This window comes from Streptomyces sp. NEAU-W12 (genome assembly GCF_026242095.1).
Lineage (GTDB): Bacteria > Actinomycetota > Actinomycetes > Streptomycetales > Streptomycetaceae > Streptomyces.
In genome coordinates this window covers 329,696-355,368 of record NZ_JAPJDM010000004.1, presented here as the reverse complement: position 1 = coordinate 355,368, position 25,673 = coordinate 329,696, and the positions used below count along the sequence as shown (strand labels likewise).

The following is a 25,673-nucleotide window of genomic DNA, read 5'->3' as shown; positions in this document are numbered from 1 at the left end:
GGCGAGGCCGGCGCCCGGCGGCGAGGCCGGCGCCCGGCGGCGGGGCCGGCGCCCGGCGGCGGGGCCGGCGCCCGGCGCCACCGCGTCCGCTCAGGCGCTCCGACGGGGGCGGCGCGACAGGCTCCCGTCCCCGGTTCGACTGACTGCGAGTCAGGCGAGTCGAGGGGCGGACTGCCGCTCGGGCGCGGCGGCGGGGCCCTGCGTCCAGGTGGGGAGGACGGCGACGTCCATGCCGTTCGTGGTGTGGTGGGCCGGGCGGAGGTAGCGGGTGGCTGTTCGCCGGTGCATCACCGGCACCACACGAGGGACTCGCGTGGTGCCGGCCCGTCCCTGCTCAAGGCCCCGCTGCTTGCGGTCGGCCTTCGGCGGGGCCGTGTCGGCGAGGCCGCCGGCACCGTGGCGGGCGAGGTATTCGAGAACCGCTGAAGCGTTCCGGGCGATGTGCGTGCGCGGCAGCGAGGAAGCTGCCGGGAAGATCACGGGTCGCGGCCGCCTCAGGCTGCTGCCGTGGGGTTCGCCGACGCGGCGGCGCGTCGGTGTTCGGCGTTGATGCGCTGGGCTTCCTCGAGCTGGTCCTCGAGGATGACGATGCGGCAGGCGGCCTCGACGGGGGTGCCCCGGTCGACGAGTTCCCGGGCACGCGCGGCGACGCGCAGTTGGTAGCGGGAGTAGCGGCGATGGCCGCCCGGAGAGCGGAGCGGGGTGATCAGCCGGGCTTCTCCGACGGCGCGGAGGAAGCCGGGGGTGGTGCCGAGTATGTCGGCGGCCCGGCCCATCGTGTAGGCGGGGTAGTCGTCGTCATCGAGACGGCCGAACGAGTCGTCTGCTGTCATCGCACCTCTCTGTGGAATGCGTGGAGGGGCCCTGGTGCCAATGGCACCAGGGCCCCGAAGGAACTGCTACACCATCTGCCGGCCCTGGTACTGCGCCGGCCTTCTGTTTCCGCGGACCCGACCTGAGCGCTGTCGGGGGTGCGGGGATCGCGGTTGCTCGACCGGAGACCACCTCACTATCGATGTCCTGCGGTACCCGGGCTCGGACTTCCGCCCGGGCGATCCTGATGGCGCCTGGCTCCTCCGTTTCTTCCCTCTGGGATCGATCACTTGCCTGTTGCCGGTACTGCTTTCCTACGTACTGCTGGTGATGCGAACTACTCCGGCTTGAAAACCCACTGCCGAACTTCCCGGTGCGCGCGTCCGCAGCCGACGCCTTCACCGAGGTACTGCTCGCTGACTTCGCTGCTGGGTACTGCTCACGGCGGCCCCTGATCACCGCGGGCCACCCGGTCCGGTCGTCAGCCCCGTCGCCGTCCTGCAACCGCTCTGGCTTCGGAACTCCACCACCGCACCGTCCTGCGTACTGCAACTGCGTGTACTGCTGCCCGGCAGTTCATGTCTGCCGGGCCTTGCCGATCTCGACTACGAGAGAAACCATAACCACACCACCACCCAATGTCTACTCCCACTGATGCAGATTTTCGCGTGTTCGGCAGTGAGGCAATCGGGCCTGCCGGGTCAAGGGGGTGCCGGGGCGGCCCGATGGAGGGGACCCACGGTGCGCCGCTCCTCTCACGCCTTGCCACCTCTTCGCAAGACGACGGAGAGAGCACCGGACTCCCGCGCCCGCCAACCACCGGTACTCAGACGGTCGGCGGTCGGCGGTCGGCGGTCGGCGGTCGGCGGAGCCTTCCTCGCGGTTTCAGCGGTACCGGCCGGCAGCTCGGGGACAGGCAGGGGAGCTCCGCCGTACACCTTCACCTCGCCGAACCGCGTGCCTTCCACCCAGTCCCGGCGAGCTTGTGCGACCCCCCGGGTCCGGCCGATCCAGTTCCGGAACATAGCGAACACTGCGCACATTTCTGCGGTTCAGAGGCATCCTGCACCCTTGCCCCTCAGCAGACCGTCCGCATCGGCCGTCGGAGGTCAGCAAGCCACGCCTTCTGGTTCGTTGGTTCGCGGACGGGGCCGTTCTCCAGGGACTGCGGGCACGCGCGGTCACAGGGGGAGGAGGCGTCCGCACCCGTACCAAGATTCGTCACCGGCCGACGGTGGGGCAGCATCTGGAGAAGTCCGGTTTCGCGGATCAGAAGGAGGCCGTTGCGCGTTTGACGGAGGTCTGCGCCGCGAGGAGGACGGCGCCTCGTGATCAGGCCAGGGTGGAGCGGGTCGAAGTGGTCGGGCCGGAGCAGGTGCACGCGCGGACCGCGCCGGACCGGGAGAGGAAGATCTTGCCCGTGACCGGTTGGAACCGGGTACAGCCCGCCCGCCGCCCTGGCGCGACGCTCAGCGAGAGCGGTCGGCACCTACCGTCCGCGCTCAGATGAACCTCCGTGGTCGGCCCGCCTCGAAAGCGGCCGAGGGCTTCGCCTGACGCACCGCCTCCACCAGGAACGGGCCCAGGCGCATGTTAACTGATCTTCGTACGGCTCTTTTTGAGGCACTGGACGGTGTTGGACGGTACTGGTGGCGGAGCTGCTGGGGCCCGGCGGCGTGCTGATGAGCGTGGACCGAGATGGAACCGGGCAGAGCCCTTCTGCGAGTTACGACTTTCTCTGCTGATTCAAACCAAGGCGGCGTGATGTGCGGCCCCCCGGGGGGGGGGGGACCGCACATCGCGTTGCGGCCGGTGTGTTATCAGTCCTTGCCGTCGTGATCGCCGTTACCACCACGACCGTTGTCGTCATGGCCGTTGTGATCGCCGTTACCACCACGACCGTTGTCGCCGTGATCGCTGTGATCGGCGTTACCACCACGACCGTTGTCGTCGTGATCGCTGTGATCGCCGTTACCACCACGACCGTTGTCGCCGTGATCGCTGTGATCGCCGTTACCACCACGACCGTTGTCGTCGTGATCGCTGTGATCGGCGTTACCACCACGACCGTTGTCGTCGTGGCAGTCGTTGTCCCACCCGGAGCGGTCGTCCTCGCAGTACTGGCTGTGACTGTAGCCCTGAGAGGAGGCCGAAGCGGTGCCTGCTGTGCCGACGGCGACACCGCCGGCCATCAGCAGCCCTGCGGCTGACGCCGCGGCGAGGCGCCTCGCGCGTTGTGTTCGCATGGGAAATACCTTTCGCTCCATCGTCTCCCTCGTTCCGAAAGGGAGTACGGGAATGGATGGCCGCAGCCGCAAACAAAGGTTGCGACAGGGGCTTCGAACGTCACTGCATGCCGATCCGGTGCACGGGCTCGACCGCCGACGCCTCCAGGGCCCCCGTCGGTACACGCGGGCGATCACTGTGGCCTTGGTCCGCTCGGTTCGGGAACCATTCGGCCGGTCGGGCGTGCCGCGCTTACGGCATTCACTCAGTGAGCCTAGTCACGCATCGGCACATCGGCATCTCGGGAGACCCATCGCGTTCAGCCGTCACCGCGGAGCCCGGACCACGCACTCCTGATCACCTAATCCCCGAAGGCCGCCGCTCGTGACGGAGCTGTGAAAGGAGCGCGCCAATCACAACTGACGAGGCGTCAGGCAAGTCGGCGACAGGTCAGCAAAAGTACTGGCACGGCCACTGACGGACGGCCGCTCCGTGAAATCGTCCGCCGCCCGACCCGGATCCGCGCTCCACTCAGTCGCCCTCCCTCGCACGACCGAAAAGCGGGAGGCGACGCCCGACCACCCCCAGCCCACCGACCACCAGAAATCAAACTTCCCGCAAGGTCAACGGAGCCTCCCTCGCGGCTTCAGTGGTACCGGCGGCAGTTCGGGAGCCGTCAACGGGGCGCCGTCGTAGCCCTTCACCTCGCCGAAGCGGGTACCTTCCGTCCAGTCCCGGCGGGCCTGTTCGATCTCTTCCTGGGTGCGGCCGATCCAGTTCCAGAACATAGCGAACCCTGCGCGCATTAGTGCAGGTCAATGGCGTTCCGGACCGCCGACGGTTAGCAAACTGTCAGCATCGGTCCCGGAGGAGTCGGCAACCGCGAGTTCCACCGCCCTGGTTCGTGGGGTGGGGTCGTTTTCAAGGAGTGTGAGCATCCGCGGTCGCGGTGGTCGAAGCGCCCTCACCCGCAGGATCCGGTATCGGTCTGCGGCCGGGAAGCAGGTGAAGGAGTCCGGGTTTGCGACCCAGGACAGGGCGATTGCGCGTTTGGCGGAGGTCTACGACGCGAAGAAGGCGGCGCCGCGGGGGCAGGAGAGGGCTGAGCGCATCGCGAAGTACGGGGCGGTGCGGTTCGAGGAGTACGCCGCCCAGTGGAAGGCCGGGCAGCGGGGCCTGGGGCCGGCGTCGGTGGTGCATCTGGAGCCGCTGCTCAATATCCACCTGCTGCCGCGACTAAGAGGTCGTTTTCATCCGTGATGCCTGTTTATCGGTGGATTCGCCGAGCGCTCGGTTGCAGTGCAGGTGAGCTGGTAAAGACGCAGGAAACGAAGCATCGTCACCGACGCCCCGGGTCTGCTCCTGGCGGTCCTGGTCACCGCGGCCAGCGTGCAGGACTCCGTCGCCGGGACCGCACTGCTCGACCAGGTCGCCACCGACCACCCGGGCATCCGCAAGGTGTGGGCCGACGGCGGCTACCGCCGGCACCTCGTCGAGCATGCCGCCACCCTCGGCATCGACATGGAGATCACCGCCCGCAAGCCCGGGAGCAGAGGCTTCACCCCGATCCCGAAGCGCTGGGCGGTCGAGCGAACCTACGGCTGGCTCATGCTCCACCGCCGCCTCGCCCGCGACTACGAAACCCTGCCCGCCCGCTCCGAAGCCGTGATCCACATGGCCATGACCGACCTCACGGCCCGCCGCCTCACCAGCGAGAACACCATCTCCTGGCGCGACCCGAAGAAGACCACGGAACCTGTCATCTCGGGATGAAACATCGGACGAAAACGACCTCTGAACCGTGAGAGCCGGCCTGGCGGTATCACCTCCTGCCGAGCCGACCGCACACGCGCGCGCTCCCCCCTACGCCGACCACAAACACGGCTCAGGCTTCCGCCTGCGCCGTGGTCATCGCTGCCCCATCAACTCAGAGCCCGCCGCACCCACTTGCTCTTCTACTGACCTGTGACTGCGGATCGCATATTCCGGGTGGCAACCCCGTAGCTATGCATCGCATCTATACATCATGTGTATAGTGCGCTGAGCTCGACTGTGGCAAGTCCAACGATGAATGCGGAGGCCAACATGGCGACAACCGACGCCCCTGAGAAGCTGGCAGAACCCAGCAGTGCCACCAGCGGGCGGAGCGCCGCTCTGGCAGCCGCAGCAGCAGGTGGACTGCTGCTGGGAGTCCTCACCAACCTGGCCCAAGGATGGCTTCCGGGAGCTTGGAACCAGCTCGCCAACTCCGGTGCCATATGGTCTGCCTCGGCTTTCGTCGCCGGAGCCCTGCTCGCGCGCCGGAACACTCTGCTCCAGGCCGCAGTCGGCGGGCTGGTCGCGGAGGCCGGACTCGTCGTGGGGTACTACGGCTATGCCGAGTTCGGCCGCGAGGGCATGGGCTCGCCGATCTTCCCGCTGATCTGGCTCGCCATGGCATGTGTGGCGGGGCCGCTATTCGGCATCGCGGGACAGTGGTGGCGATGCGGCAAGGATGCGCGGCGCCGCATCGTCGGCCTCGCTGCGCTCTCCGGACTCTTCGGGATGGAAGGAGTCATGTACGCCTGGGACCTGCACTACACACCCCAGGCGGTGGCCTGCTTCGCGGTCTTTGCTCTCATCCCGCTGGTCATGGCCCGAACGTACCAGGAGCGTGCCCTCACCCTGGTGACAGCGGTGCCTTGTGCGCTCCTGGCTTACTCGATCGTCATATTGCCCCTCCAAGCGGTTTCCAGCTGAGAGGTCGTTTTCGTCCAATGTTTCATCCCTTCTCCAGCAGGGTCGTTTCCTTCGGGCGCAGGTTTTCGGGGTCGGTGAGCAGGCGGCGGCTGGCGTGACGTGGGGTGGTGACGGGGCGGTCGCCTTCGGCGCGGCCCTGGTTGAGGCAGCGGACCAGGAGGTTCACGCTGCCGGTGTAGCCCAGCTCCCTTGTCTCTCCCAGCAGTTGGGTGACAGGAGCTGCCGGTTCGGCCGCGCGGCGGGCGCGCAGATGGTCGCGGTAGGGGGCGACGAGGGTGGGCCGGCGGGCGGGGGCGATGCGCAGAGCCCGGGGCTTGGGCATGCGGACGTAGCGTTTGACCGTATTCAGGGCCACTCCGAGGCGGCGGGAGCAGTCGAGCAGGCCGACGCCCTGGCCGAGGAGGTCGTGGATCTTGTTCCAGCGTTCGCGGGTGGTCTGCTCGCGTACTCCACCGGGGCGGGTCGGATTGATGGTGGCCCAGCATCAGGTGTGCGCGCGGACCTCGAGCCGGACTTTGTCGCAGAGGTTGCGCCAGAGGTGCCATCGGTCGCTGACCTGCACCGCGTCGGGCAGGGCGCGGCGGATGGCCTCGGCGTAGGTGGCCGAGCCGTCGCGGCACACGATTTCGGCACCAGGATGTTCGCGCAGCCAGGACTCCAGAGGGACCCTCTCGCGGTCGGGCATCTCCCCCCTTCTCACCCATGCCTCCGGGAGAGCCGACCGCTTTCCTCATTACCCCAGGGGTAATCGACCGATCGGGCAGCTCGATGGAGAGTTGGATCAGGCGTCGTCGCACGACGTCGGTCCGCTCCGTCATTCCCGAAGGGACGCACTCCGTGACGCAGTACAACAACGCCGTCAGCCGGTACCTGGCCGCCTGGAACGCCGTCGGCTCCGAGGCCATCGCCAAGGCCGTCGCCGAGGCGTGGACCGAGGACGGCACGTACACCGACCCGCTGGCGGACGTCCAGGGGCACGAGGGCATCCAGGCGGCCATCGAGGGCGCGCACGAGCAGTTCCCCGGCTTCGAGTTCCGGCTCAAGGGCGAGGTCGACGGCAATCACCACATCGCGCGCTTCTCGTGGGACCTGGTGTCGACGGCCGACGGGTCGTCCCCGGCGGGAGGCTCCGACGTGATCACACTGGCGGAGGACGGACGGATCAAATCGGTGAGCGGATTCCTCGACCGCGTTCCGTCCGCGTGATCCTCTCTCCCATCACCTGAAGCGCCTGCGCGGTCTCCGGGTTGGCGGGCAGGAGGACCTCGACCTCCAGCTCGGAGACAGTGACCTCGGTGGGTGCGCTCAGGCTCATCACCGCCGACACGAAGGACAGCACCTGCCCTTCGTGCTCCAGCAGCAGCGGCAGCGCGAAGGGGAAGCGGAAGGCGTCGTCCCGGTCCGGTCCGGTGTCCTCACCGCGCCAGGCCGGGGGTGCCGGATAACGGCTCACTTCCTCGTACAGCTCCCTCAGAGGCGCCGAACCCCTCATGGTCAGCTGGTGACGCAACCGTCCCAGCAAGTGCGCCCGCCAGAGGGGATACTTGTGGATCCGGGGCGCGAGCCCTTCGGGATGCATGGTCAGCCGCATGACGTTCGGTGACGGCAGCAGGAGATGTTCCGCCACGTCGGACACCAGGGCGTGGAAGGAGCGGTTGGCCTCGATGACGCGGTACTGCGCGTCATGGATGAAGACCGGATTGGGCTCGTAGGCGACGAGCAGCCGCTTCAGCTCCTCGCGCACAATGCTGAGATCTTCCGTTTCCGTGAAGGAATTCTCGGGAAAGAACGGGGCGAATCCAGCGGCCATCAACAGGACATTGCGTTCGCGAATAGGAATGTCCATGTGGTCCGCTAACCGTAACAGGATGCTGCGGCTCGGGCTGGCCCGCCCCGTCTCGATGAAGCTGATGTGCCGCGCCGAACTGCCCGCCCTGGAGGCGAGTTCGAGCTGACTCATACGACGCCTTTTCCGCCACTCACGCAACAGGGTCCCCACGTCCTGACTGCACCCGGCGTACCATCCGTTATAGCGCATGCATTAACTTTAGCGCATTCTCTTTGCCATTGGAATATGCCAACATTCGGCCCAGCGGTGCTCAGCCGGCGAGCACCTGCGCCGTCCACCGGCGCAACTGCGCGGCGTCCATGGCGGCCAGGCCCTCGGCGGCCCGGGCCGGGTCGGCTCCGCCGCACAGCGCGGTGAACTTCTGCCGCACCAGTTCCGCGTGGTGCTCACGCGTGTGCGGCCCGGCGGCGCCCAGCGGGATGAGACGCTCCCGCGTCAGGAGGCGGCCGTCCCGGAGACGCACGCTCACCCGGGCCCCGGTCGTCTTGGTGGACCGGGAGAAGTCGGACGGCCCCAGCCCTTCGTTCGCCTGCCGTGCGAGCAGTTCGGTCTCCGGCCCGCCGAACGCCCGGAGCCAGGGTCCCGCCGCGTCCCCCGCCGTCCGGACCGCCTCGCCGAAGGGGGCCTGCGACCGGAACAGGGCGCGGGTGAGTTCCGGGTCGTGCACGACCCGGACGCGGTCGGCCAGACGCCAGCGGTCCGGATCGGCCAGCAGGGGGCGCTCGAAGTCCGCCGTCCCGAGCCGGCCGGTCAGCAGCGCGGTCGCCACCGGGTACGGCGTGTGCAGTACCAGCGCGCCCAGCGGGGCGTCGGGGCCGGTGACGTAGCGCTCGGCCGTGCGGCCCGCGAACAGCGTGTACAGCGATGCCTCCACCACCACTTCGGTCACCGAGTCCACATCGACGCGGCCCAGGTCCTGGTGGAGTTCGAGGGCGCAGTCGACGGCGGCGTCGATGCCCGGACCACCGGGGCGCATCTTGAAGGAGAGCGTCTCCGTGTACCAGCGGCTGCCGAGGCCGTCGGTGAGCGCCCCGACCAGCGGCACATCGGAGAAGGCGGCCAGGAAGCCGTCCGGGTGCTCCATCAGGTCCGGTGCGCCGCGCAGACCTGCGGCGGCGGCGTCGCAGGCGTCCAGGCCGGCGCGGACCGGGGTGAAGGTGTTCAGGAGCCGGGCGTCGCTGGCGAGGAAGGCCCGCATCAGGGGCCGGTGGGGCATCGCGAAGGCCAGAGCGAGCGCGTCGGTCCAGTGGGCCGCGTCGGCGCCCTCGCAGTGCGACCGGCCGCTGACTGCGCCGGCCAGGTGGGTGTGGACGGCGCTCTGCCCCCGCAGCGGGCCCAGGGTCGCCGCCGCGGTCATGCGGGCCGCGCACTCGTTGGCGGCCACCACCGCGGTGATCAGGCGGGCACCGTCCAGGCCGAGACCGTGGGCGAACGCGAGGGGCACGGCGACCGTGGAATTGGACAGGTGCCCCGCGTAGGCGGTGTCGTCGAGGTTCAACCACGAGCCCAGCGCGGCGAGGACAGCGGCGCTCTGCCGGGCGTCGTCCTGCAACGGCCGTCCGAACGCCTTGACCAGCCGCTGTCCCAGGGGGTGGTCGAGTCCGGTGCGGATGGCTGCTGCCTGCGACAGCACCTGGCTGGTCGCGAGCCGGCGCACGCGTTCCGGGATGGCCTCGTACTCCAGTCCGGCGGCCCATTCGCACAGGCCTGTCAGCGCGGTCACACCGGGTCCGCGGTGTCGAGTCCGGCGCCCGCGCGGGAGTGGCCGGCGGAGAACTCGGCGGCACCGCGGCCGCCCCACACCGGCAGCGCCGCCGGCAGCACCTCCAGGGTGATGCGCCGCAGGGTGGGCGGCTGAAGTTCGCCGTCGTGCTCGAAGCAGAGCGGCACTCCGTCCAGCCGCTCGACGACGACGCGGCGACCACGTCCGTAGAAGACCCCGGGACTGCCGAGGTGCTCCCCGTTCCGGGTCAGTTCGGGCACCAGTGGCGGGGGAACGCTCGCGTCGATGACACACACGTCGAGCAGCCCGTCGTCGTACTCGGAGCGTGGCAGTACCCGGTACTGGCCTCCCCGGTGGCGACCGCCGCCGACGTTGGCGAGGACCGTGCCGCCCTCGTGCAGCACGGTCCCGTCGACGGTCACCCGCCCGGGGTACGGGGTGAAGGCCTCGGCCGTCTCGGCGAAGGCTCGGGCGTAGCGGGCCCGGCCGCTGAGCGGGACCGAGCGGGCCACTCGCAGCGCGTCCGCGATGACGCCGGAGCAGGCACCGAGGAAGACCTTCGCGCCGGTCTCGGCGACCCGCGCCAGATCGAGCCGGCGCCGCGCGGCGTCCCCGGCCAGCACGTCGCGCAGGCTTTCCCGCCAGGGGCGTTCGCCCCAGAGCATCAGGTAGCCGGAGTTGCCGGTGCCGGCCGGGACGACGGCCAGGGCCGGGCCGGGGCCCGGCCGGTCCGGGCGGGCGCGAGTCATGCCGTCGACCACTTCGTGCACGGTGCCGTCGCCGCCGACCGCGACGATCAGGTCCGCGGCCGGATCCCGTCGCTCGCAGGCGGCCCGGGCGGCGGCCGCTGCGTCGCCCACTCGTCGTGTGCGGCGCAGCGTCACCTCCTTGCCCGCTTCCGCGAACAGGGCGAGGACGCCGTCGAGGAGGACGTCGTCCATGGTCCCTGCGGTCGGATTGGCGATGACGACGGCATGCCGGGGCGGCGTCGCCGTGAAGGTGGTCATGAGAACGAGGCTCCCGTCGAAGAGCGAGCGGTGCGAGAGCGTTCGCACCGTGGGCGCACGCCTCGACCGCGCCCACGGTGCGGACGCACCCGGGGCGCGGCACGTCGTTCCGCGCTGCCCACGCGGTGCGACGGCACGACAGTCCGGCGGAGAGGACAGGATTCGAACCTGTGAAGGCGGGCTAGCCACCCGACCGGCGAGCCGGTCCCCGATAAGCCGCTCCGGGCACCTCTCCTGGAGCCCGGCTCCGGATTCCTCCGGTGCCGGCTACGAGAACGACTCTGCCGGACCGCCCTGACGTGCTGCTGACGAGGCCCTGACGGGTGGGACCCGGCGGCGGCGAAGTCCGGTCAGGGACCGGTCAGCGCACCGTCAGGAGCCCGTCTGACCATGAGACCCCGTCCCGTCATTCCTGACGGACCGTCTCTTGCAAGGAGAAAGAGGTATGCAATCACCTCACGAGGATGCCTTGGCCGAGCGTTCGGGGGCGGGCCCCACGAAGCCCCTGGCTGCCGTACCCGGAAGGGTCCGCGACGCTCCGGTCGGCACCGTGGGCGCCTCGGCGACCTTCGCCGAGCTGCTGCAGCGGGTCAAGGCCGAAGGGCTGCTGGACCCCGCCCGGGGCTATTACGTCGGCAAGCTGGCGCTGAACACGGCGCTGCTCGCGATCGGCTTCGCGGCGTTCTTCACACTCGGTGACAGCTGGCTGCAACTGCTGGTGGCGGTGTGGATGGGGCTGTGCGGCGCGCAGAGCGCCTTCATGTGGCACGACGCCGGTCACAAGTCCATGTTCGGCACCCACTGGACGGCCTCGCTCATGGGGTACATCCACGCGAACCTCGTCAACGGGGTGAGCTACGGCTGGTGGGTCAACCACCACAACCGGCACCACAGCCACCCCAACCACCTGGAGATGGACCCGGACATCGGCCGGCGGACCGCGATCTTCGACATGAAGCAGTACTCGAGCCGCAGCCGGCGCGGTCGCTTCATCGTGCGGTACCAGTCGGTGCTCTTCTTCGTCCTGCTGGTGCTGGAGTCGTACAAGATGCAGCGGACGGCGGTGACGACGCTGGCGAGGAACGAGGTGCGCCGCCGCTGGCTGGAGGTGGCGCTGATCGTGCTGCGCGCCGCGATCTACCTGACCTGTGTGTTCGTGGTGCTGCCGGTGGTGCTCGGTGTGGTGTTCATCCTGGTGCAGCAGGCTGTCCTCGGGGTCTACTTCGGGCTGATCTTCGCCCCCAACCACAAGGGCATGGCAGTGCGGGACGGTGAGCGGGAGGAGTTGGACTGGCTGGCCCGCCAGGTGCTCACCTCGCGCAACATCCGGCCTTCCCTGCTGATGGACTTCCTCTACGGAGGGCTCAACTACCAGGTCGAACACCACCTGTTCCCCGCGATGCCGCAGAGGAGTCTGCGCAGGGCGAGGGAGTTGACCCGGGAGTACTGCGCCGAACGCGGGATGCCCTACCACGAAGTGGGTTTCTGGGCCTCCTACCGCGAGGTCGCCACCTTCCTGCACGAGGTCAGCGCGCCGGCCCGCGAGGAGCGCGCCGCCTCCTGATCCGGTTCTTCTCGGTGACCCGGCGCATCGATGCCGAGCGCCGGGTTTCACCGTGCCCGGTCGGCCCGCCCCCGCGGCCGGCGCCGTCCGGCTCGCGCCCGCGGTGACACGACCGCTCCCCGCCGCGCCCCGTCCCGCGGCCGGTCCCGCGGACCGTAGGGCGCCCGGCGCCGATGGACGACCAGTCCACCGGCTCACGAGGCACCGGGTCGCCGGGCCACGGAGCCACCGGCCACCGGCAGCCGTGCCTCCGAGTCGCTGGAGTGCACCCCCGCCGACGGCGCCCCCGGCCGCACACCATCGCCCCCGCGCCCTCCCCCACCGTGCCTCCCCGAGCCCCTCCCGCAGGAAAGGTCAGCGCATCACCATGTCCCACGACACCTCCGGGGCGGTCAGACCGACCGCGTCGGTCGCGAAACGGCTCGACCGTCTTCCCGTCCTGCCCACGCACCGCCGGATCACCACCGTGATCGGCGTCGGCCTGTTGTTCGACATGTACGAGAACAACCTCTCCGGCACCCTGTCGCAGGTGCTCCACTCGGACTTCGCCCTCTCTGCGACCGACGTGAAGCTGGTCCTCGCCTCCGTGTTCCTCGGCCAGTTCTTCGGGGCGATCCTGATGGGCCGCTTCGCCGACCGCTTCGGGCGGCGCCAGGCGTTCCTGATCAACCTGGCGGTCTACTCGTTCTTCTCGCTGGCCGGGGCCTTCTCGCCCTCCGTCGGCTGGCTGATCGCCACCCGGTTCCTCGCGGGCATCGGGATCGGCGCCGAACAGACGCTCAGCGACAGCTACCTCGCCGACGTCCTGCCCGCACGGCATCGCGGCCGGCTGATGGCCTGGGCGTACACCATCGGCTTCTGCGGAGTGCCCGCGGTGGGCCTGACGGCCATGTGGCTGGTGCCCCTCGAACCCCTCGGCGTGGCGGGCTGGCGCTGGCTGTTCGCGCTCGGCGCACTCGGCTCGGTGGTGGTGTGGGTGTGGCGCCGGGGACTGTTCGAATCACCGCGGTGGCTCGCGGCGGTCGGCCGGAACACGGAGGCCGAGGCTCTGACCACCAGCCTGGAGGACGAGGCGCGGCGGCTCGGCAAGGAGCTGCCCGAGCCCGGCGTCCGGGACGCCGCGCACCCGCTCCACGACACGCCGCAGGACGAACCGCCCGCCGCGTCCGCCCTGCCGATCGGTCCGTTCCTGCGGCAGCTCTTCTCCGCGCGCTACCGGCGCCGGACGGTGCAGTCCTGGATCCTCTGCCTGCTCTCGACGGTCGGCTACTACGGCTTCGGCACGCTCGCCCCGATGGTGCTGGCCGCCAAGGGGTATGACATCGTCCAGGGCCTGGGCTACTCGGCGGCCGTCTTCATCGGCTACCCGGTGGGGGCCCTGCTCGCGGTGCCTCTGATGGACCGGTTCGAACGCCGATCCCTGGTGGCCCTGTCGGCCACCGGCATGGCGCTGGCCGGCCTGGGCTTCGCTTTCGCCGGCTCGCCCGGGACGGTCATCGCCTGCGGCTTCGCCTACACGCTGGTGAGCAACGTCTTCTCCAGCGCGTCACACGTGTTCCTGGCCGAGCAGTATCCGACCCCGATCCGCGCCCAGGCGTCGGGAACGGCCTACTCGCTGTCCAAACTCACCGCCGCCGCGCTGCCGTTCGTACTGCTCCCGATCCTGGAGCACGGCGGTCCGGGGATGCTGTTCGCGACGATCGCGGCGGCCATGGGGACACTCGCGGCGGCGGTCTTCCTGCTCGCCGACCGCGCCACCGGCCACCCGGTGAACGCCGAGGGATAGCCCACCGGCGGGTCGGCCGGCTCCTCGTCGTCGACCACCCCGAAGGCCGCCGCCATGAACCACACGAGGGCTTGCCGGAGTTCGGCCGCGCCGTCGCTGTACGGGGTGCTCGCGTGTGCGCACATGAGGGCTTCTCCCAGGACGGGGCTGCGTACGGAGATTTTTCGTGAATTCCGTGCGCAACCTTGGCGAATCGAATCGGGCAGTGCACGGAAGAACGCATCGATCACCATGCACCCGGGGGACACACAAGGAAATTAGAGCAGACCGGAATTGAAGAAAAAAGAAGTACGGACGACCGTCAGAACCTGGTCAGGGCCGTATCAGAATGACGTCAGGCCGAACTGGCAGAATCCACGAAGAGAAACCTTCGGAAGAAATGCAGCCCCTGGAGGAGAGAGTGCCGGAGAGTAAATTACGGAGCTACAAACTCTATATAGCGGGGAAAGACGTCGACAGCGAGGAATGGGTCTACACCGTAGAATCGCGCTCCCTGCTGGAGGACGTCTTCACGAGTGTCGGCCTGAAGCGGGAGCTGGAACGGAACCCGGACTCGGAGCTGGCCCACCACCCCTACGTGGCGGGGCGCTGCGCCGTCGCCGGCGACACCGCCATCGCCCTGGCCAGTGAGGCCGCCGCCGCCGCCGCACCCGGATGGGCCGCGGTGCCGCTGGACCGGCGGATGCGACTGGGATCGATGTTCCGCGAGGCACTGATCCGGCAGCAGCAGACCTTCACGGACATGCTGGTGGCCGAGGGCCACCCGGTGAGTCTGGCACGCTGGGAACTGAGCTGCCTGCTGCAGATCTACAGCGACGAGAGCCTCGGCTGGTACCGGCAGCAGATGCACACGGAGATCGCCTACGGCGACCGCCGGCTGATCGTCCGCCGGCAGCCTGACGGTGTCGTCGCCTTCCACCCGCCGCAGAACGCCCCGGCGCCCAGCGCCGCGCTGGCCGTGCTGGCCGTCATGGCCGGCAACGCGGTGGTCGTGCGGGCACCGCGCAGCATCGCCCTGAGCACCATGTGGCTGCTGCGCGACGTGGTCGGCCCCCTGCTGGAGGAGATCGGCGCGCCCCCCGGGGTCCTGAACTCCATCTGCGCCAATCCCGGCCGGACGCTGAACCACTGGCTCGAAGACCCGCTCATCGACGACATCTTCTACATCGGTGGCAGTACCGAGGGCCTGCGCTTCCAGGAGCAGTGCGTGGCTCGCGGCAAGAAGCCGATCCTGGAGCTGGCCGGCAACGACGGCATCGTCGTCTGGCGCGACGCCGACGTCCCCCGGGCCGCGGAGGCGATCTGCGAGGCGTTCTACGGCTCCGGCCAGATCTGCATGGTGCCCAACTACGTGCTGGTGCACCCCGAGGTCGCGGACCGGCTGATCGCCGAGGTCGCCGCGTGCGCCCAGGCCATCCGTCCCGGGTACCCGGAGGACTCCGGCGTCCTGCTGTCCCCGGTACGCCGCAGTGAACGGTTCTTCGACCTGCTGCGTCAGTCCTACGAGCAGGGAGGCAGGCTGGTGACCGGCGGCCGCCGGGTCGAGGTGGACGGCACCCCGTCCGAGACGGGGGTCTTCCTCCAGCCGACCGTCCTCAGGATCGACGGACTGGCCGACGCGAGGAAGCACGACGTGGTACGGCAGGAGACCTTCTTCCCGCTGCTGCCCGTCGTCGTCCTCGCCCCCGCCGGGGACGAGGACCTCCTGGACCATCTGATCGACTTCGTCAACACCAACGAGTACGGGCTGCGCAACTCGCTGTGGGCGGAGTCGGAGTCCGTCATCGCCGCGTTCGTCCAGCGGATCGGCAACGGCGGCCTGCTCAAGATCAACGACTCGCACATCGGCTTCCTGCCGTATCTGCCCAGCCACGGTGGCACCGGCCTGACCGGCGGCGTGTTCGGCGAGGCCAACTACCCGATGCTGAAGACCTCGCACCTCCAGGGTGTCAGTGTCGCGCGGGGTGTCCGACCGCGCGACGCGGTCTTCGGCAGCTGAGTCAACACCCGAGACCGGAGGTCTTCCGTGCGTTCCCTCGACACCGCCCGAGACTTGTGCCAGCAGTACCATCCGGGGCTGATCAAGGCGCTGGAGAGCATTCCCCCTGCGGAGCGGGAATCCTCCGGCAGCCCGGTGATCGGGCTCTTCCGGGAGCACGAAGGCGCCGGACTGATGGTCCCGCGTCCGTACGGCGGCCTGGGGGCCGGCCTTCTGGACGCGATCCGTGTCCAGCGCGCGCTCGGTTCGGTGTCCCCGTCGCTCGCCGCGGCCACCGCCATGCACCACTTCACCGCGGCCATGCTGTTCGATCTCGCCAGCACCGCCGGCCGCCTGACGGGCCGGCAGATGGAGGTGCTGAGCGGGATCGCGCCACGAGGGCTGCTGATGGCGTCCGGCTGGGCGGAGGGCAAAACCCAGCAGAACATCCTCCTGCCCTCCGTGACCGCCGTCCCCTCCGCGGACGGCTTCCTGCTGACCGGCAGCAAGAAGCCGTGCAGCCTGGCCGGTTCGATGGACCTGCTGACGGTGAGCATCGCCGTCCCCGGCCCCAGCGGACCCGAGCTCGCCCTGGCCCTGGTGCCCGCCGACGCCCCCGGCGTCTCCGTCCGCCCCTTCTGGGGCAACGACGTGCTGGCCGCGGCGGAGAGCGACGAGGTGCGGCTGGAGAACACCCCCGTCCCCGCCGAGCTGGTCATCCGTACCTCTTCGGAGGACCCGCGCCGGCTCGACGACCTTCAGACCGCCGGGTTCGTCTGCTTCACCCTGCTGATCTCGGCGGGTTACGCGGGCGCCGCGGCCGCGCTGGTCGCCACCGTGCTGGAGCGCGGGCGCGGCAGCGAGGGCGACCGCGCGTCCCTGGTCATCGGCAGCGAGGCGGCTTTCGCCCAACTGGAGGGCGCGGCCCGCGCGGTACAGGACGGGCTGACCGGCGAGGCCGCGGTCGCCGAGGTCCTCGTCGCGCGGTACGCCACGCAACGCGCCCTGGTGCGGACCGCGGACCTGGCCCTCGACCTGCTGGGCGGCATCGACTTCATCCGCGGCCCGGAGCACACCCGCCTGGCCGCGTCCGTGCGCCCGCTGGCCTTCCACCCGCCGGGCCGGTCGTCCGCCGCCGGGCCGCTGCTGTCGTGGTTCACCGGCGGCCCGCTGGAACTCTCCTGACCCCCCGCCCCCTCTCTGGAGCACCGTCATGACCGTCCTGAGCACCGAGACATCCGCCCCCGACACCGAAAAGCACATCCTCGGTCTGTACCGGGCTCATCTGAGCAAGGGCCGAGCCACCGTGGCCGAACTCTTCGGCAGCCACATGGAGGTCGAGTCCTCCGGTGCCTGGCTCACCACCAGCGACGGTGAGCGCTTCCTCAACGCCGGCGGCTACGGCGTCTTCCTGATGGGTGCCCGGCACCCGCTGGTGGTCGAGGCGGTCGCCCGCCAGTTGCACACCCATCCGACCGCGACCCGCATCCTGTTGGAGCCGACGGTGGCCCGGGCCGCCGAAGCGCTGCTGTCCGTGGTGCCCGCCGGTCTGGAGCGGGTGCACTTCGCGCTGTCCGGCGCCGAGGCGGTGGAGGCCGGCCTCAAACTCGCACGGGCCTCGGGCCGCCGCCGTACCGTCGCCATGCTGGGCGGCTACCACGGCAAGACCCTGGGCGCGCTGTCGGCCACCGCCAAGGAGGTCTACCAGAAGCCCTTCCGGCCGCTGCTTGCGGACTTCACCCACCTGCCGTTCGGCGACGCGGACACCCTGCGGGACGAACTCGCCGCCCACCCGGGCGAGGTGTGCGTGATCCTGGAGCCCGTCCAGGGCGAGGGCGGGGTCATCATCCCGCCCAAGGGCTACCTTCGCCAGGTCGAAGCGCTGGTGCGCCAGTACGACGGTTTCCTCGTCCTCGACGAGGTGCAGTCGGGCTTCGGACGACTGGGCGAGTGGTGGGGCGCCGACATCGAGGGGATAGTCCCCGACGTCCTGCTGGCCGGCAAGGCGCTGGGCGGTGGGGTGGCCCCGGTGTCCGCGGTGGTGGCCACCCGAAAGGCCTTCAAGCCGTTCGACCTGGACCCCTACATCCACACCGGCACCTTCGCCGGCCAGCCGCTGCTCATGGCCGCGGTGCAGGGCGCCATCCGGGCGATCGAGGAAGAACGGCTGGTCACCAGGGCCATGGAGCTGGGCGCCCGGCTGCTGCCGGCCATCTCGGAGATCGCCCACCGCAACCTGGGTGACCTCCTCGTGGAAGTACGCGGCAAGGGCCTGCTCATCGGTGTCGAGCTCGCCGAGGCAGGGCTGGCGGGCGAGTTGCTGATCGAGCTCTTCAACCACGGGGTCGTCGCCAACCACTCGATGAACGGCAGTTCCGTGGTGCGCTTCACTCCGCCCGCGGTGCTCGACGAGGCGGACATACGCCACCTGCTCGACGGTTTCGACAGGGCGACCCGCGACCTCATCCGCAACTCGACGACCATGCCCGAAGGGCGATGATCCGCCATGCGACACGTACTGCTGGAAGCCCTGGTGCCCGGCGAGAAGGCCGAGAGCGTCTTCCACTCGGTCAGGCGATGGGAGCGCTACCCCGAACTCGCTCCGCACGTGCAGTCGACCACCGTCCACGCGACCCATCCCGAGCCGGACTGCTCATCCAGCTGGGAACTGCACTTCCGCAGCGGCCTGTTGCGCTGGACCGAGCGGGACGAGTTCCTCGTCGACTCGCTGGAGATCCGGTTCGAGCAGACCGAGGGCGACTTCGACACGTTCCGCGGCGTGTGGACCCTCACCCAGCGGGGGGAGGACGTGTCGGTGCGCTTCGAGGCGGACTTCGACTTCGGCATCCCCAGTCTGGAAGGCATCCTCGATCCGATAGCCGAACGGGTCGTCAAGGAGACGATCGCCTGGGCGGTGGCGAGGATGCACCCCGGCACCGAGATCTTCGGCGGGGTCGCGGGGCCGGACTCCTCCCGGACCGAAGTCACGACCCCGGCCTAGGCCGGGCCCCGTCCGCGGAGCCGGCGCACGGGTCCGGCCACCGGATCGCCCGCGTCACCGCCGGTGGCCGGCACCGGCCGCCTCGCCTCCCGCGCGGCCGGAGAGACCGCCGGCGTCTCGACGTCCTCCTTCTCACCGCACGTGCACACACCGGACTCCGCTCGTCCGCACCCAGGAAGCGCGATCTCCGGTCCGCCTCCCCGGACCGGCACCCGAAGGAGTCAGCAATGGACCAGGCCAACCCTTTCGAAACACCACGCACGTTCTCGCTGCACCGCGCCGAGTACCTGGTGGGGCTCGCGGTGTCGACCGTGCTGATGATCGTGCACTACGACGAGATCCGCTGGCTGCCGGCCCTCGGTCTCTTCCTGTACATCGACGTCATCGGCTATCTGCCGGGAGCGATCGCGTTCCGGCGCAGCCACGGCCGGCCGATCTCCAAGACGTACTACGCGCTGTACAACTTCATGCACAGTCTCATCACCCAGGGTGCGGTGGTCGGGCTGTGGTGCTGGCTGATCGGGCCCGAGTGGGCGCTGCTCGTCATCCCGTTCCATCTCTGCGGCGACCGGGGCCTGTTCGGCAATTTCATGAAGAGCTACGCGCTGCCCTTCGAGCCCGTCCGGCAGCCGGGCTATCTGAGGCTGCTGGACGACCTGGGGCTCGCGCACCCCAAGCCGGTCGGGCACACGGCCGATCCGGCTCCGGTGGGCCACGTGCCGGCGCGAGTCCCGTCGCGGCCGGTCGGCTGACCGGTCCCGGCAGCGCCGCACCGACCGCGCCGCGACGCACGACACCCATGACCGACCGAAGGAGAAGGCACCGCTGTGACCACCGGAACCGACCGCACACCGGACACCACGAGCACCACGACCGCCGGCACCCCCCGGCCGATCGCCCGTGAGGCCGACTGGAACGACGCTCCCGGTCTCCTCGACGGCGCCAAGAGCCTCACTCTGGGCCCGGACGACTGCGACCTCGCCTACTGGATCACCTCCGTCGCGCAGGGAACCCTGCGCGACCGGGGCGAGAGCGGCCACCACGTGGACGCGACGGTGCCCCGCTTCCTGACCGAACCGGGTCCGCTGCGCGAGGCGCTGATCCTGGAGTTCGGCTTCCGCAGCCTGTCCGAGGAGATCGCCGCCCGGCTGCTCGGCCACTACGTGCCGATCGCCCCCGGCATACCCGAGCTGGAGTTCTACGCCACCCAGTTGATCGACGAGGCCCGGCACGCCCGGGTGTTCCGCAACCATCTGGTCGAACTGGGCATGCCGGCCGACTCGTTGCTCAAGGACATCGAGGCGCTTTCCGGCGACTACCGCCGTGACGTCCTCCAGCCCGTCGAGGACTTCACCCTGGACATAGTGCGCGACAAGCAGGACTTCATGGGCGGGGTCGCCGTCTTCGCCATCGTCATCGAGGGCGTACTCGCCCCCGCCGCGGAACTGAGCGAACGCAAGTGGACCCCGCTCTCCCCGGCGACCGGCGAGATCTCCCGGGGCACCGGCATCGACGAGATCCGCCATCTGACCGTGGCCAGCACGATCCTCCGTGACCACCTGGCGCGCAACCCCGAGTCCCGCGACCACATCCTGGAGATCATCCGGGCCGGGGTGAAGCTGTGGGACGAGGTACCGGACCGTGAGTACGTCATCCACCGCGAGGAGCTGTTCCAGCAGGGCATGGCCGAACAGGCGGACCTGATCGGCGACTACGAGCTCTGGCCGGGAGTGCGGATGCTGGACACCACACCGGAGCAGCGCTACGACATGGCGGAGCGGTGGACGGACGAGATGGCCGAGGTCCGGATGGCCTACATGGGGCTGCCGGTGGAGGCTCTGACCGGCGGCAGCCCCGCATGACCGGCCGGGCCGCCGCACCCGCGGCGGTGATCGCGGGCATCGGCCGGTATCTCCCGCCGGACGTGGTGACCAACGACGATCTGGCAGCACGACTCGACACCTCCGACGAGTGGATCCGGTCGCGCACCGGTATCGCCTCCCGGCGTGTGATCGCGCCGGGTGTCACGACCTCGGACCTGGCGGTGGAGGCGGGCCGGCGGGCCCTGGCCTCGGCGGGCGGTGGCGACGCGGAGGCCGTGGTGCTCGCGACGACCACCCCGGACCAGCCCTGCCCCGCCACGGCGCCGCTGGTCGCGGACCGGCTCGGGCTCGGGGGGGTCGCCGCGTTCGACGTCTCCTCGGTGTGCAGCGGCTTCCTGTACGGGCTGGCCACCGCGGCGGGACTGATCGCCTCGGGCACGACGGAGAACGTTCTGCTGATCGCGGCGGACGCCTTCACCACGATCATCGATCCCGCCGACCGGAGCACCGCGGTGATCTTCGCCGACGGGGCGGGCGCCGTGCTGCTGCGGTCCGGGCGGCCGAACGAGCCGGGCGCCGTCGGCCGGGTGGTCCTGGGCAGTGACGGTTCGCTCGGCGGGCTGATCGAGGTGCCCGCGGGAGGGGCGCGGCAGCGGTCCTCCGGGGTCGCCGCCGAGCCGGGCGAGGAGTTCTTCCGGATGCGGGGACGTGAGACGTTCCGGCATGCGGTGGGCCGGATGACGGAGTCCTCGCGGACGGCGCTCGCGGCGGCCGGCTGGGACGGTCCGCTCGCCGCTGACCGGTTCGCCGCGCACCAGGCCAACGGCCGGATCCTCACGGCCGTCGCCGAGGAACTCGGTATTCCGCCGGAGCGACGGCTGTCCAACATCGAGCGGACCGGGAACACCGGGGCGGCGTCGCTCGCGGTCCTGCTGGCCGAGGCGACCGCGCGGGGAGAGCTGGCGGCCGGCCACAAGACGCTGCTGACCGCCTTCGGCGGAGGTCTCGCCTGGGGGGCGACCGCCCTGCTGTGGCCCGAACTCAAGACGGTCGACGACTGACGGACGCGGCGACCTGCCGGCGTCACCCCCTGCCCATCACGCCGCACCGGGCGGCACCACGGCGTCGGGCCGCGCAGCGGACCGACCGGACAGCGAAGGATGACACGTGTTCGAGACACTGAAGGAAATGCTGGTCAGCAAGCTCAAGGTCGCTCCGGAGCAGGTCACCCCGGAGGCGACGCGCGAGGACGTCGAACTCGACTCGCTCGCCATCGTGGAGCTCTCGCTGCTGCTGGAGAAGGAGCTGGGGCTGCAGATCAGTGACGACGAACTGCTGGAGGCGGCGACGATCCGTGACATGGCGGACCTGATGACCGAGCGGAGCGCCTCGGCATGACCTCAGGTGCCGATGTCGCGGTCACCGGCCTAGGCCTGGTCACACCGGCCGGGTGCGACGCCGGCCGGACCTGGGCCGGTGTCCTCGGCGGGCGGCCCACCGCGGCCCTGGACCCCGAACTGGAGGGAAACGCGGTCCGGTTGTCCTGCCGGGTGTCCGGCTTCGACGCCGACGCGCTGCTGGGGGCACGCCGGGCCCTGCGGCTCGATCCCTTCGTACGGTTCACCCTGGTGGCCGCCCACGAGGCGGTGGCGGACGCGGGTCTCGACCCGGCCGGCTGGGACGGGGCACGGGTGGGTGTGGTGCTGGGGTGCGCCGACGGCGGCCCCGGCACCGTCGAGACCCAGCACCGGACGATGCTCGACGAGGGGGCGCACCGGGTCTCCCCCCTGCTGCTGCCGATGCAGCTGCCCAACATGCTGGCGGGTCAGACCGCCATCGAGTTCGGTGCCACCGGTCCCAATCTGGTGGTGGCGACGGCCTGCGCATCGGGGGCCACGGCCATAGGGGTGGCCCGGGACCTGTTGCTCCTCAACCGTTGCGACGTCGTGCTCGCCGGAGGCGGCGAGGCCATGATCACGCCTCTGGTGATGGCCGGCTTCGCCCGGATGGGGGCGCTGTCGCACCGGGAGGGCGATCCGGCCACCGCTTCCCGTCCGTTCGACGCGGAGCGGGACGGTTTCGTCGCGGCGGAGGGTGCCTCGGTACTGGTGCTGGAGCGAGCCGCGGACGCGCGGGCCCGCTCGGCCCGGATCCGGGCCCGGGTGGTCGGTTACGGCGCCAGCGCGGACGCGCACCACATGACGAGCCCGCACCCCGCGGGCACGGGATGCGAAGCGGCGGTGCGGGCGGCGCTGGCCGACGCCGGAGCGGGTACGGGGGACGTCGGCCACGTCAACGCCCACGGCACCTCCACACCGCTCAACGATCTCGCCGAGGGCCGGATGATCGGCCGGCTGTTCACCGACGGACCGGTGGTGACCTCCACCAAGGGGGTCACCGGCCACATGCTCGGCGCCGCCGGGGCCGTCGAGGCCGCGCTGACGGTACTGACCCTGGAGAAGAACGTGGTGCCGCCCACCGCCAATCTCTCGGCACTCGATCCGGAGCTGGACATCGAGGTCGCGACCGCCCCGACCGCGTGTCCGGACGGCCTGGCGCTGAGCAACTCCTTCGGGTTCGGGGGCCAGAACGCCGTCCTGGCCCTGGCCCGGGCCTGACAGCGGCCCGGGCCGGGCCCCCGGCACTCCCCCCGGCCCGTCCTGCGGGCTCCGTGTCCGCAGGACGGGCCCCGCTCCCCCTCCTCCTCGCTCCGCCGTGCCGCCGTGCCGCCGTGCCGCCGTGCCGCCGTGCCGCCGTGCCGCCGTGCCGCCGTGCCGCCGGTGGCCCGGAGTGGGCCCGCCGCGTCCCACCGGTGGACGGGACGCGGTACGACCGTGGACGTCCGGCGGGACGGGGTCACAAGGTGGCGCCCGGTACGAGGCCTCCGACGTCCAGGGCCGGGTCCTGGTTGAGGATGCCCTGCAGGAGCCTGCGGAGTTTGACCGAGGGCTCCAGACCGAGTTCGTTCACGAGCCGCAGGCGGGCGTTGTTGTAGGCCTCCACGGCCTCCGCCTGCCGACCGGCCCGGTAGAGGGCCAGCATGAGCATCTCGGTCAGCCGCTCGCGCCAGGGGTGGATGGCGCTCATCCGTTTCAGCTCGCTGATCGTGTGGCCCAGGTCGGCGAGCTGCATGCCCAGCCAGAGAGTGTCCTCGACGACGGCCAGATGCTCCTCCGCCAGTGCCAGAGCCGTGCTCTGGCACATGGGCCCCTGGGCGACCCCCTGGAGCGGTTCGCCGCGCCACAGGGACAGCGCCTCCCCGAACATCCGGTAGGCCCGTTCGGGCTCCCTTCGCATGTGTTCCCGGGCACGGGAGGCGAGGTCCCGGAAGATCTCGGTGTCGATCTCGTCGGCTCGCAGATCGAGCGCGTATCCCGATGAGCGGGTCAGCAGTTCCGGGGCGGTTCGGGTGGGCCCGGCCAGCTTCTGGAGGGTCCGGCGCAATCGGTAGACGTGGGCCTGGAGCGAGTTCTCGACGGTGAGCGGCGGATTCTCGCCCCACAGCTCGCGGTAGAGCTGCTTGGCGGCCAGCGGTTGGCCAGGGTTGATCAGCAAGGACGTCAGCAGAGCCTGCTGCAGGCTGCCGGTCATCGTGTGGGTTCCTTCTCCCGCGTCCACCTGTAGCGGTCCCAGGACACGAAAGAACAGGCCGGCCCCGCGGGCGTCGCGTCGTTCGGGATGCGCCGCGGACATTGCAGCGCCCCCTTTATTCGACTTATCGAGGCGGCAAGAATGGTGCATTTTTCTTTCCTCCGATCACGTCACACGGATAACTCCTCCATTGACTCCACAGAACTCGGTGCCCACAAGAGGAAGAATGCCACCCACGAAGCTAACCGGACAGCACGGCCCCAGCCTGGACCTGGTACGGATGCCGAGCCCGCACGAACATTCCGTGAAAAACCACAATAATACACATCCCGATCAGGCCAACTTGACCAAAACCTTCACGACGGCGATTGACCGATTCGGGTACCCCGTCGACCGTCGGACGGGAAATACCTTCCCAATTACCTCTCAGGTAATTGACGACGGAAAATTCGTCAGATCATCAACTCCCGATCACTCAAAGGACCACCCAGGACAGGACCTCCTCCATCAGCCCGTCCGTCCACGCGACGTGAATCGAAGTATTTCGTCCACATTCCTCGCGCCCGGGAACTCGACTTCCCTGTGGTTATGCAAGCGATTCGTGCCCGCTTCAGGTAATGATTATTTTTACTTCGCACCCCGTACCTCGCGCCGCCCGAGGATCCCCGGGAGCACGGGCGACCCTGCCCGGGCACGCCGCCTGCCCCGGCTTCCGCGAAACCGCCGCCGACCTCGCCCGGAAGGGAACCGGCGCGCGCGGCCGGCCCGTTCCGAACACCGTCCGACATACCGACCCGACCTGGCGGATCCGCGCCCATGCCCGTATGGGTCCTCATCCGTGCCCGTTCTCTGTCCGAGGTCTGGGGGGGTCCCCTATGTATTCCGTCAAGCGGGCCGGGGCTCCTGGATCCGTGGAAGTTCCGTCGCGGAGCGTGGCGGACGGGAGGCTGATGCGCTGGAGGAGGAGTTCCTCCAGTTCGTCTGCCGACAGGCACCCGAGCTCCTGGAGGTGCCTGTCGCCGGTGCGATCACCGCAGCTCAGATCCTGGTCGGCCGGTCACATCCGGGCCGGTTCCGTCCCGAGGCCGCCTTCGCCTCCTTCGCCGGCGTCGCACCGGTCCCGGCTCCGCCGGGCCTGACCGACAAGCACCGGCTCGACCGCGGCGGCGACCGCCGGCCGAACCGAGCGATGCACACGATCACCCTGATCAGGATGCGGCTCACTCCCGCCACGAAGACGCACCTCGCCCGCCGTATCGGCGAGGGCAGGAGCCCTCGCGGTGCGCAGCGACGCCCCGAGCACAGCGTCCGCCGCCAGGTCTTCAAGATCCTCGGACAAAGGAGCCGTCCGGACGGAGAAGGGCTTCCTCGATCGGCTTGACACGACGTAGCAGCAGCCTCGGGGGCGGCCGCCGTGGTCGGCCGTACCGGGCGCGGTCGGCGCGACAAGCCGAGGAGTGCCGCCGGGACGGGACACAGCAGGGCGGGGGGGGGGGGGGGGGGGGGGGCCCCCCCCCCCCGCGGGGGGGCCCCCCCCCCCCCCCCCGCCGCCCCCCCGCGCGGGGGGGGGGGG

22 protein-coding genes, 1 tRNA gene and 4 pseudogenes are annotated in these 25,673 nt (G+C 70.1%); 17 read left to right on the top strand and 10 right to left on the bottom strand.

Translation table 11 applies throughout. From position 1 onward, the window contains the following. Positions 1-150 precede the first annotated feature (150 nt). The 3 genes and pseudogenes from ORI94_RS07630 to ORI94_RS07620 all read right to left on the bottom strand — a co-directional run. Positions 151-480: a hypothetical protein gene (locus ORI94_RS07630; RefSeq protein WP_266073592.1), complete on the bottom strand. Its 330-nt coding sequence runs from the start codon at positions 478-480 to the stop codon at positions 151-153. A 14-nt stretch (positions 481-494) separates the two neighbouring features. After that, complete coding sequence (locus ORI94_RS07625) at positions 495-833, bottom strand: MerR family transcriptional regulator (protein WP_266073591.1); 339 nt, start codon at positions 831-833, stop codon at positions 495-497. 806 nt (positions 834-1,639) lie between these two features. Continuing rightward, positions 1,640-1,838, bottom strand: a pseudogene (locus ORI94_RS07620) (hypothetical protein); the annotation flags it as partial. Between the two features lie 843 nt (positions 1,839-2,681). Here ORI94_RS07620 and ORI94_RS07610 point away from each other — a divergent pair. Then, on the top strand, positions 2,682-3,023 hold the full coding sequence (locus ORI94_RS07610) for a hypothetical protein (RefSeq protein ID WP_266073590.1): 342 nt from the start codon (positions 2,682-2,684) through the stop codon (positions 3,021-3,023). Positions 3,024-3,662: 639 nt separating this feature from the next. Here ORI94_RS07610 and ORI94_RS07605 read toward each other — a convergent pair. Continuing rightward, positions 3,663-3,827: pseudogene (locus tag ORI94_RS07605) on the bottom strand (pirin family protein); the annotation flags it as partial. Between the two features lie 142 nt (positions 3,828-3,969). Between ORI94_RS07605 and ORI94_RS07600 the strand changes: the two are divergent. The 3 genes and pseudogenes from ORI94_RS07600 to ORI94_RS07590 all read left to right on the top strand — a co-directional run bounded on the left by ORI94_RS07600 (position 3,970) and on the right by ORI94_RS07590 (position 5,778). Beyond that, a complete protein-coding gene (locus ORI94_RS07600; RefSeq protein WP_266073589.1) occupies positions 3,970-4,299 on the top strand; it encodes a hypothetical protein in 330 nt (109 codons plus the stop codon). A gap of 63 nt (positions 4,300-4,362) precedes the next feature. Beyond that, positions 4,363-4,812 (top strand): annotated as a pseudogene (locus ORI94_RS07595) (transposase); the annotation flags it as partial. Between the two features lie 312 nt (positions 4,813-5,124). After that, on the top strand, positions 5,125-5,778 hold the full coding sequence (locus tag ORI94_RS07590; RefSeq protein WP_266073588.1) for a DUF6518 family protein: 654 nt from the start codon (positions 5,125-5,127) through the stop codon (positions 5,776-5,778). A gap of 34 nt (positions 5,779-5,812) precedes the next feature. Here the strand turns inward: ORI94_RS07590 and ORI94_RS07585 are convergent. Continuing rightward, positions 5,813-6,463, bottom strand: a pseudogene (locus ORI94_RS07585) (transposase); the annotation flags it as partial. A 152-nt stretch (positions 6,464-6,615) separates the two neighbouring features. Here ORI94_RS07585 and ORI94_RS07580 point away from each other — a divergent pair. Beyond that, positions 6,616-6,984: a nuclear transport factor 2 family protein gene (locus ORI94_RS07580; RefSeq protein WP_266073587.1), complete on the top strand. Its 369-nt coding sequence runs from the start codon at positions 6,616-6,618 to the stop codon at positions 6,982-6,984. Here the strand turns inward: ORI94_RS07580 and ORI94_RS07575 are convergent. From ORI94_RS07575 to ORI94_RS07560, 4 genes are all read right to left on the bottom strand, one after another. Continuing rightward, positions 6,941-7,816, bottom strand: a complete 876-nt coding sequence (locus tag ORI94_RS07575; protein ID WP_266073586.1) for a helix-turn-helix domain-containing protein — start codon at positions 7,814-7,816, stop codon at positions 6,941-6,943. The two genes, ORI94_RS07580 and ORI94_RS07575, sit on opposite strands and share 44 nt — an antisense overlap. Positions 7,817-7,877: 61 nt before the next feature. Continuing rightward, positions 7,878-9,350 (bottom strand): MmgE/PrpD family protein, encoded by a 1,473-nt coding sequence (locus tag ORI94_RS07570; RefSeq protein WP_266073585.1) that lies wholly within the window; start codon positions 9,348-9,350, stop codon positions 7,878-7,880. Continuing rightward, positions 9,347-10,357, bottom strand: a complete 1,011-nt coding sequence (locus ORI94_RS07565; protein WP_266073584.1) for a diacylglycerol/lipid kinase family protein — start codon at positions 10,355-10,357, stop codon at positions 9,347-9,349. The genes ORI94_RS07570 and ORI94_RS07565 overlap by 4 nt, the downstream gene beginning before the upstream one ends. Before the next feature lie 147 nt (positions 10,358-10,504). Then, a tRNA-OTHER gene (locus ORI94_RS07560) sits at positions 10,505-10,592 on the bottom strand. 210 nt (positions 10,593-10,802) lie between these two features. Between ORI94_RS07560 and ORI94_RS07555 the strand changes: the two genes are divergently transcribed. The 11 genes from ORI94_RS07555 (at position 10,803) to ORI94_RS07505 (ending at position 23,127) form a co-directional block, all read left to right on the top strand. Then, complete coding sequence (locus ORI94_RS07555; protein ID WP_266073583.1) at positions 10,803-11,921, top strand: acyl-CoA desaturase; 1,119 nt, start codon at positions 10,803-10,805, stop codon at positions 11,919-11,921. Between the two features lie 367 nt (positions 11,922-12,288). Next, positions 12,289-13,707: an MFS transporter gene (locus tag ORI94_RS07550; protein ID WP_266073582.1), complete on the top strand. Its 1,419-nt coding sequence runs from the start codon at positions 12,289-12,291 to the stop codon at positions 13,705-13,707. 379 nt (positions 13,708-14,086) lie between these two features. After that, the gene (locus tag ORI94_RS07545) at positions 14,087-15,706 is read left to right on the top strand and encodes an aldehyde dehydrogenase family protein (RefSeq protein WP_266073581.1); all 1,620 of its coding nucleotides are present in this window, start codon (positions 14,087-14,089) and stop codon (positions 15,704-15,706) included. Between the two features lie 27 nt (positions 15,707-15,733). Beyond that, the gene (locus ORI94_RS07540) at positions 15,734-16,870 is read left to right on the top strand and encodes an acyl-CoA dehydrogenase family protein (RefSeq protein WP_266073580.1); all 1,137 of its coding nucleotides are present in this window, start codon (positions 15,734-15,736) and stop codon (positions 16,868-16,870) included. 28 nt (positions 16,871-16,898) lie between these two features. Continuing rightward, positions 16,899-18,185 carry an aspartate aminotransferase family protein gene (locus ORI94_RS07535; protein WP_266073579.1) on the top strand — a complete coding sequence of 429 codons (1,287 nt, stop codon included), beginning with the start codon at positions 16,899-16,901 and terminating at the stop codon, positions 18,183-18,185. A gap of 6 nt (positions 18,186-18,191) precedes the next feature. Continuing rightward, positions 18,192-18,686, top strand: a complete 495-nt coding sequence (locus tag ORI94_RS07530; RefSeq protein WP_266073578.1) for a type II toxin-antitoxin system RatA family toxin — start codon at positions 18,192-18,194, stop codon at positions 18,684-18,686. Between the two features lie 227 nt (positions 18,687-18,913). Further along, the gene (locus ORI94_RS07525) at positions 18,914-19,438 is read left to right on the top strand and encodes a hypothetical protein (RefSeq protein WP_266073577.1); all 525 of its coding nucleotides are present in this window, start codon (positions 18,914-18,916) and stop codon (positions 19,436-19,438) included. Positions 19,439-19,579: 141 nt separating this feature from the next. Further along, positions 19,580-20,548 (top strand): VlmB-like protein, encoded by a 969-nt coding sequence (locus ORI94_RS07520; protein WP_266073612.1) that lies wholly within the window; start codon positions 19,580-19,582, stop codon positions 20,546-20,548. Then, entirely contained in the window at positions 20,545-21,570 is a 1,026-nt protein-coding gene (locus ORI94_RS07515; RefSeq protein WP_266073576.1) for a beta-ketoacyl-ACP synthase III, read from the top strand. Before ORI94_RS07520 ends, ORI94_RS07515 begins: the two co-directional genes overlap by 4 nt. Positions 21,571-21,676: 106 nt before the next feature. Next, positions 21,677-21,907 (top strand): acyl carrier protein, encoded by a 231-nt coding sequence (locus ORI94_RS07510; protein WP_055605733.1) that lies wholly within the window; start codon positions 21,677-21,679, stop codon positions 21,905-21,907. Next, positions 21,904-23,127, top strand: a complete 1,224-nt coding sequence (locus ORI94_RS07505) for a beta-ketoacyl-[acyl-carrier-protein] synthase family protein (protein WP_266073575.1) — start codon at positions 21,904-21,906, stop codon at positions 23,125-23,127. Before ORI94_RS07510 ends, ORI94_RS07505 begins: the two co-directional genes overlap by 4 nt. Positions 23,128-23,365: 238 nt before the next feature. Here ORI94_RS07505 and ORI94_RS07500 read toward each other — a convergent pair whose 3' ends face one another. Continuing rightward, positions 23,366-24,100 (bottom strand): AfsR/SARP family transcriptional regulator, encoded by a 735-nt coding sequence (locus ORI94_RS07500; RefSeq protein ID WP_266073574.1) that lies wholly within the window; start codon positions 24,098-24,100, stop codon positions 23,366-23,368. Positions 24,101-25,109: 1,009 nt separating this feature from the next. On the opposite strand from ORI94_RS07500, the gene ORI94_RS07495 reads away from it, so the two are divergent. Continuing rightward, a complete protein-coding gene (locus ORI94_RS07495) occupies positions 25,110-25,481 on the top strand; it encodes a transposase (RefSeq protein WP_266073573.1) in 372 nt (123 codons plus the stop codon). The last annotated feature ends 192 nt before the right edge of the window (positions 25,482-25,673 follow it).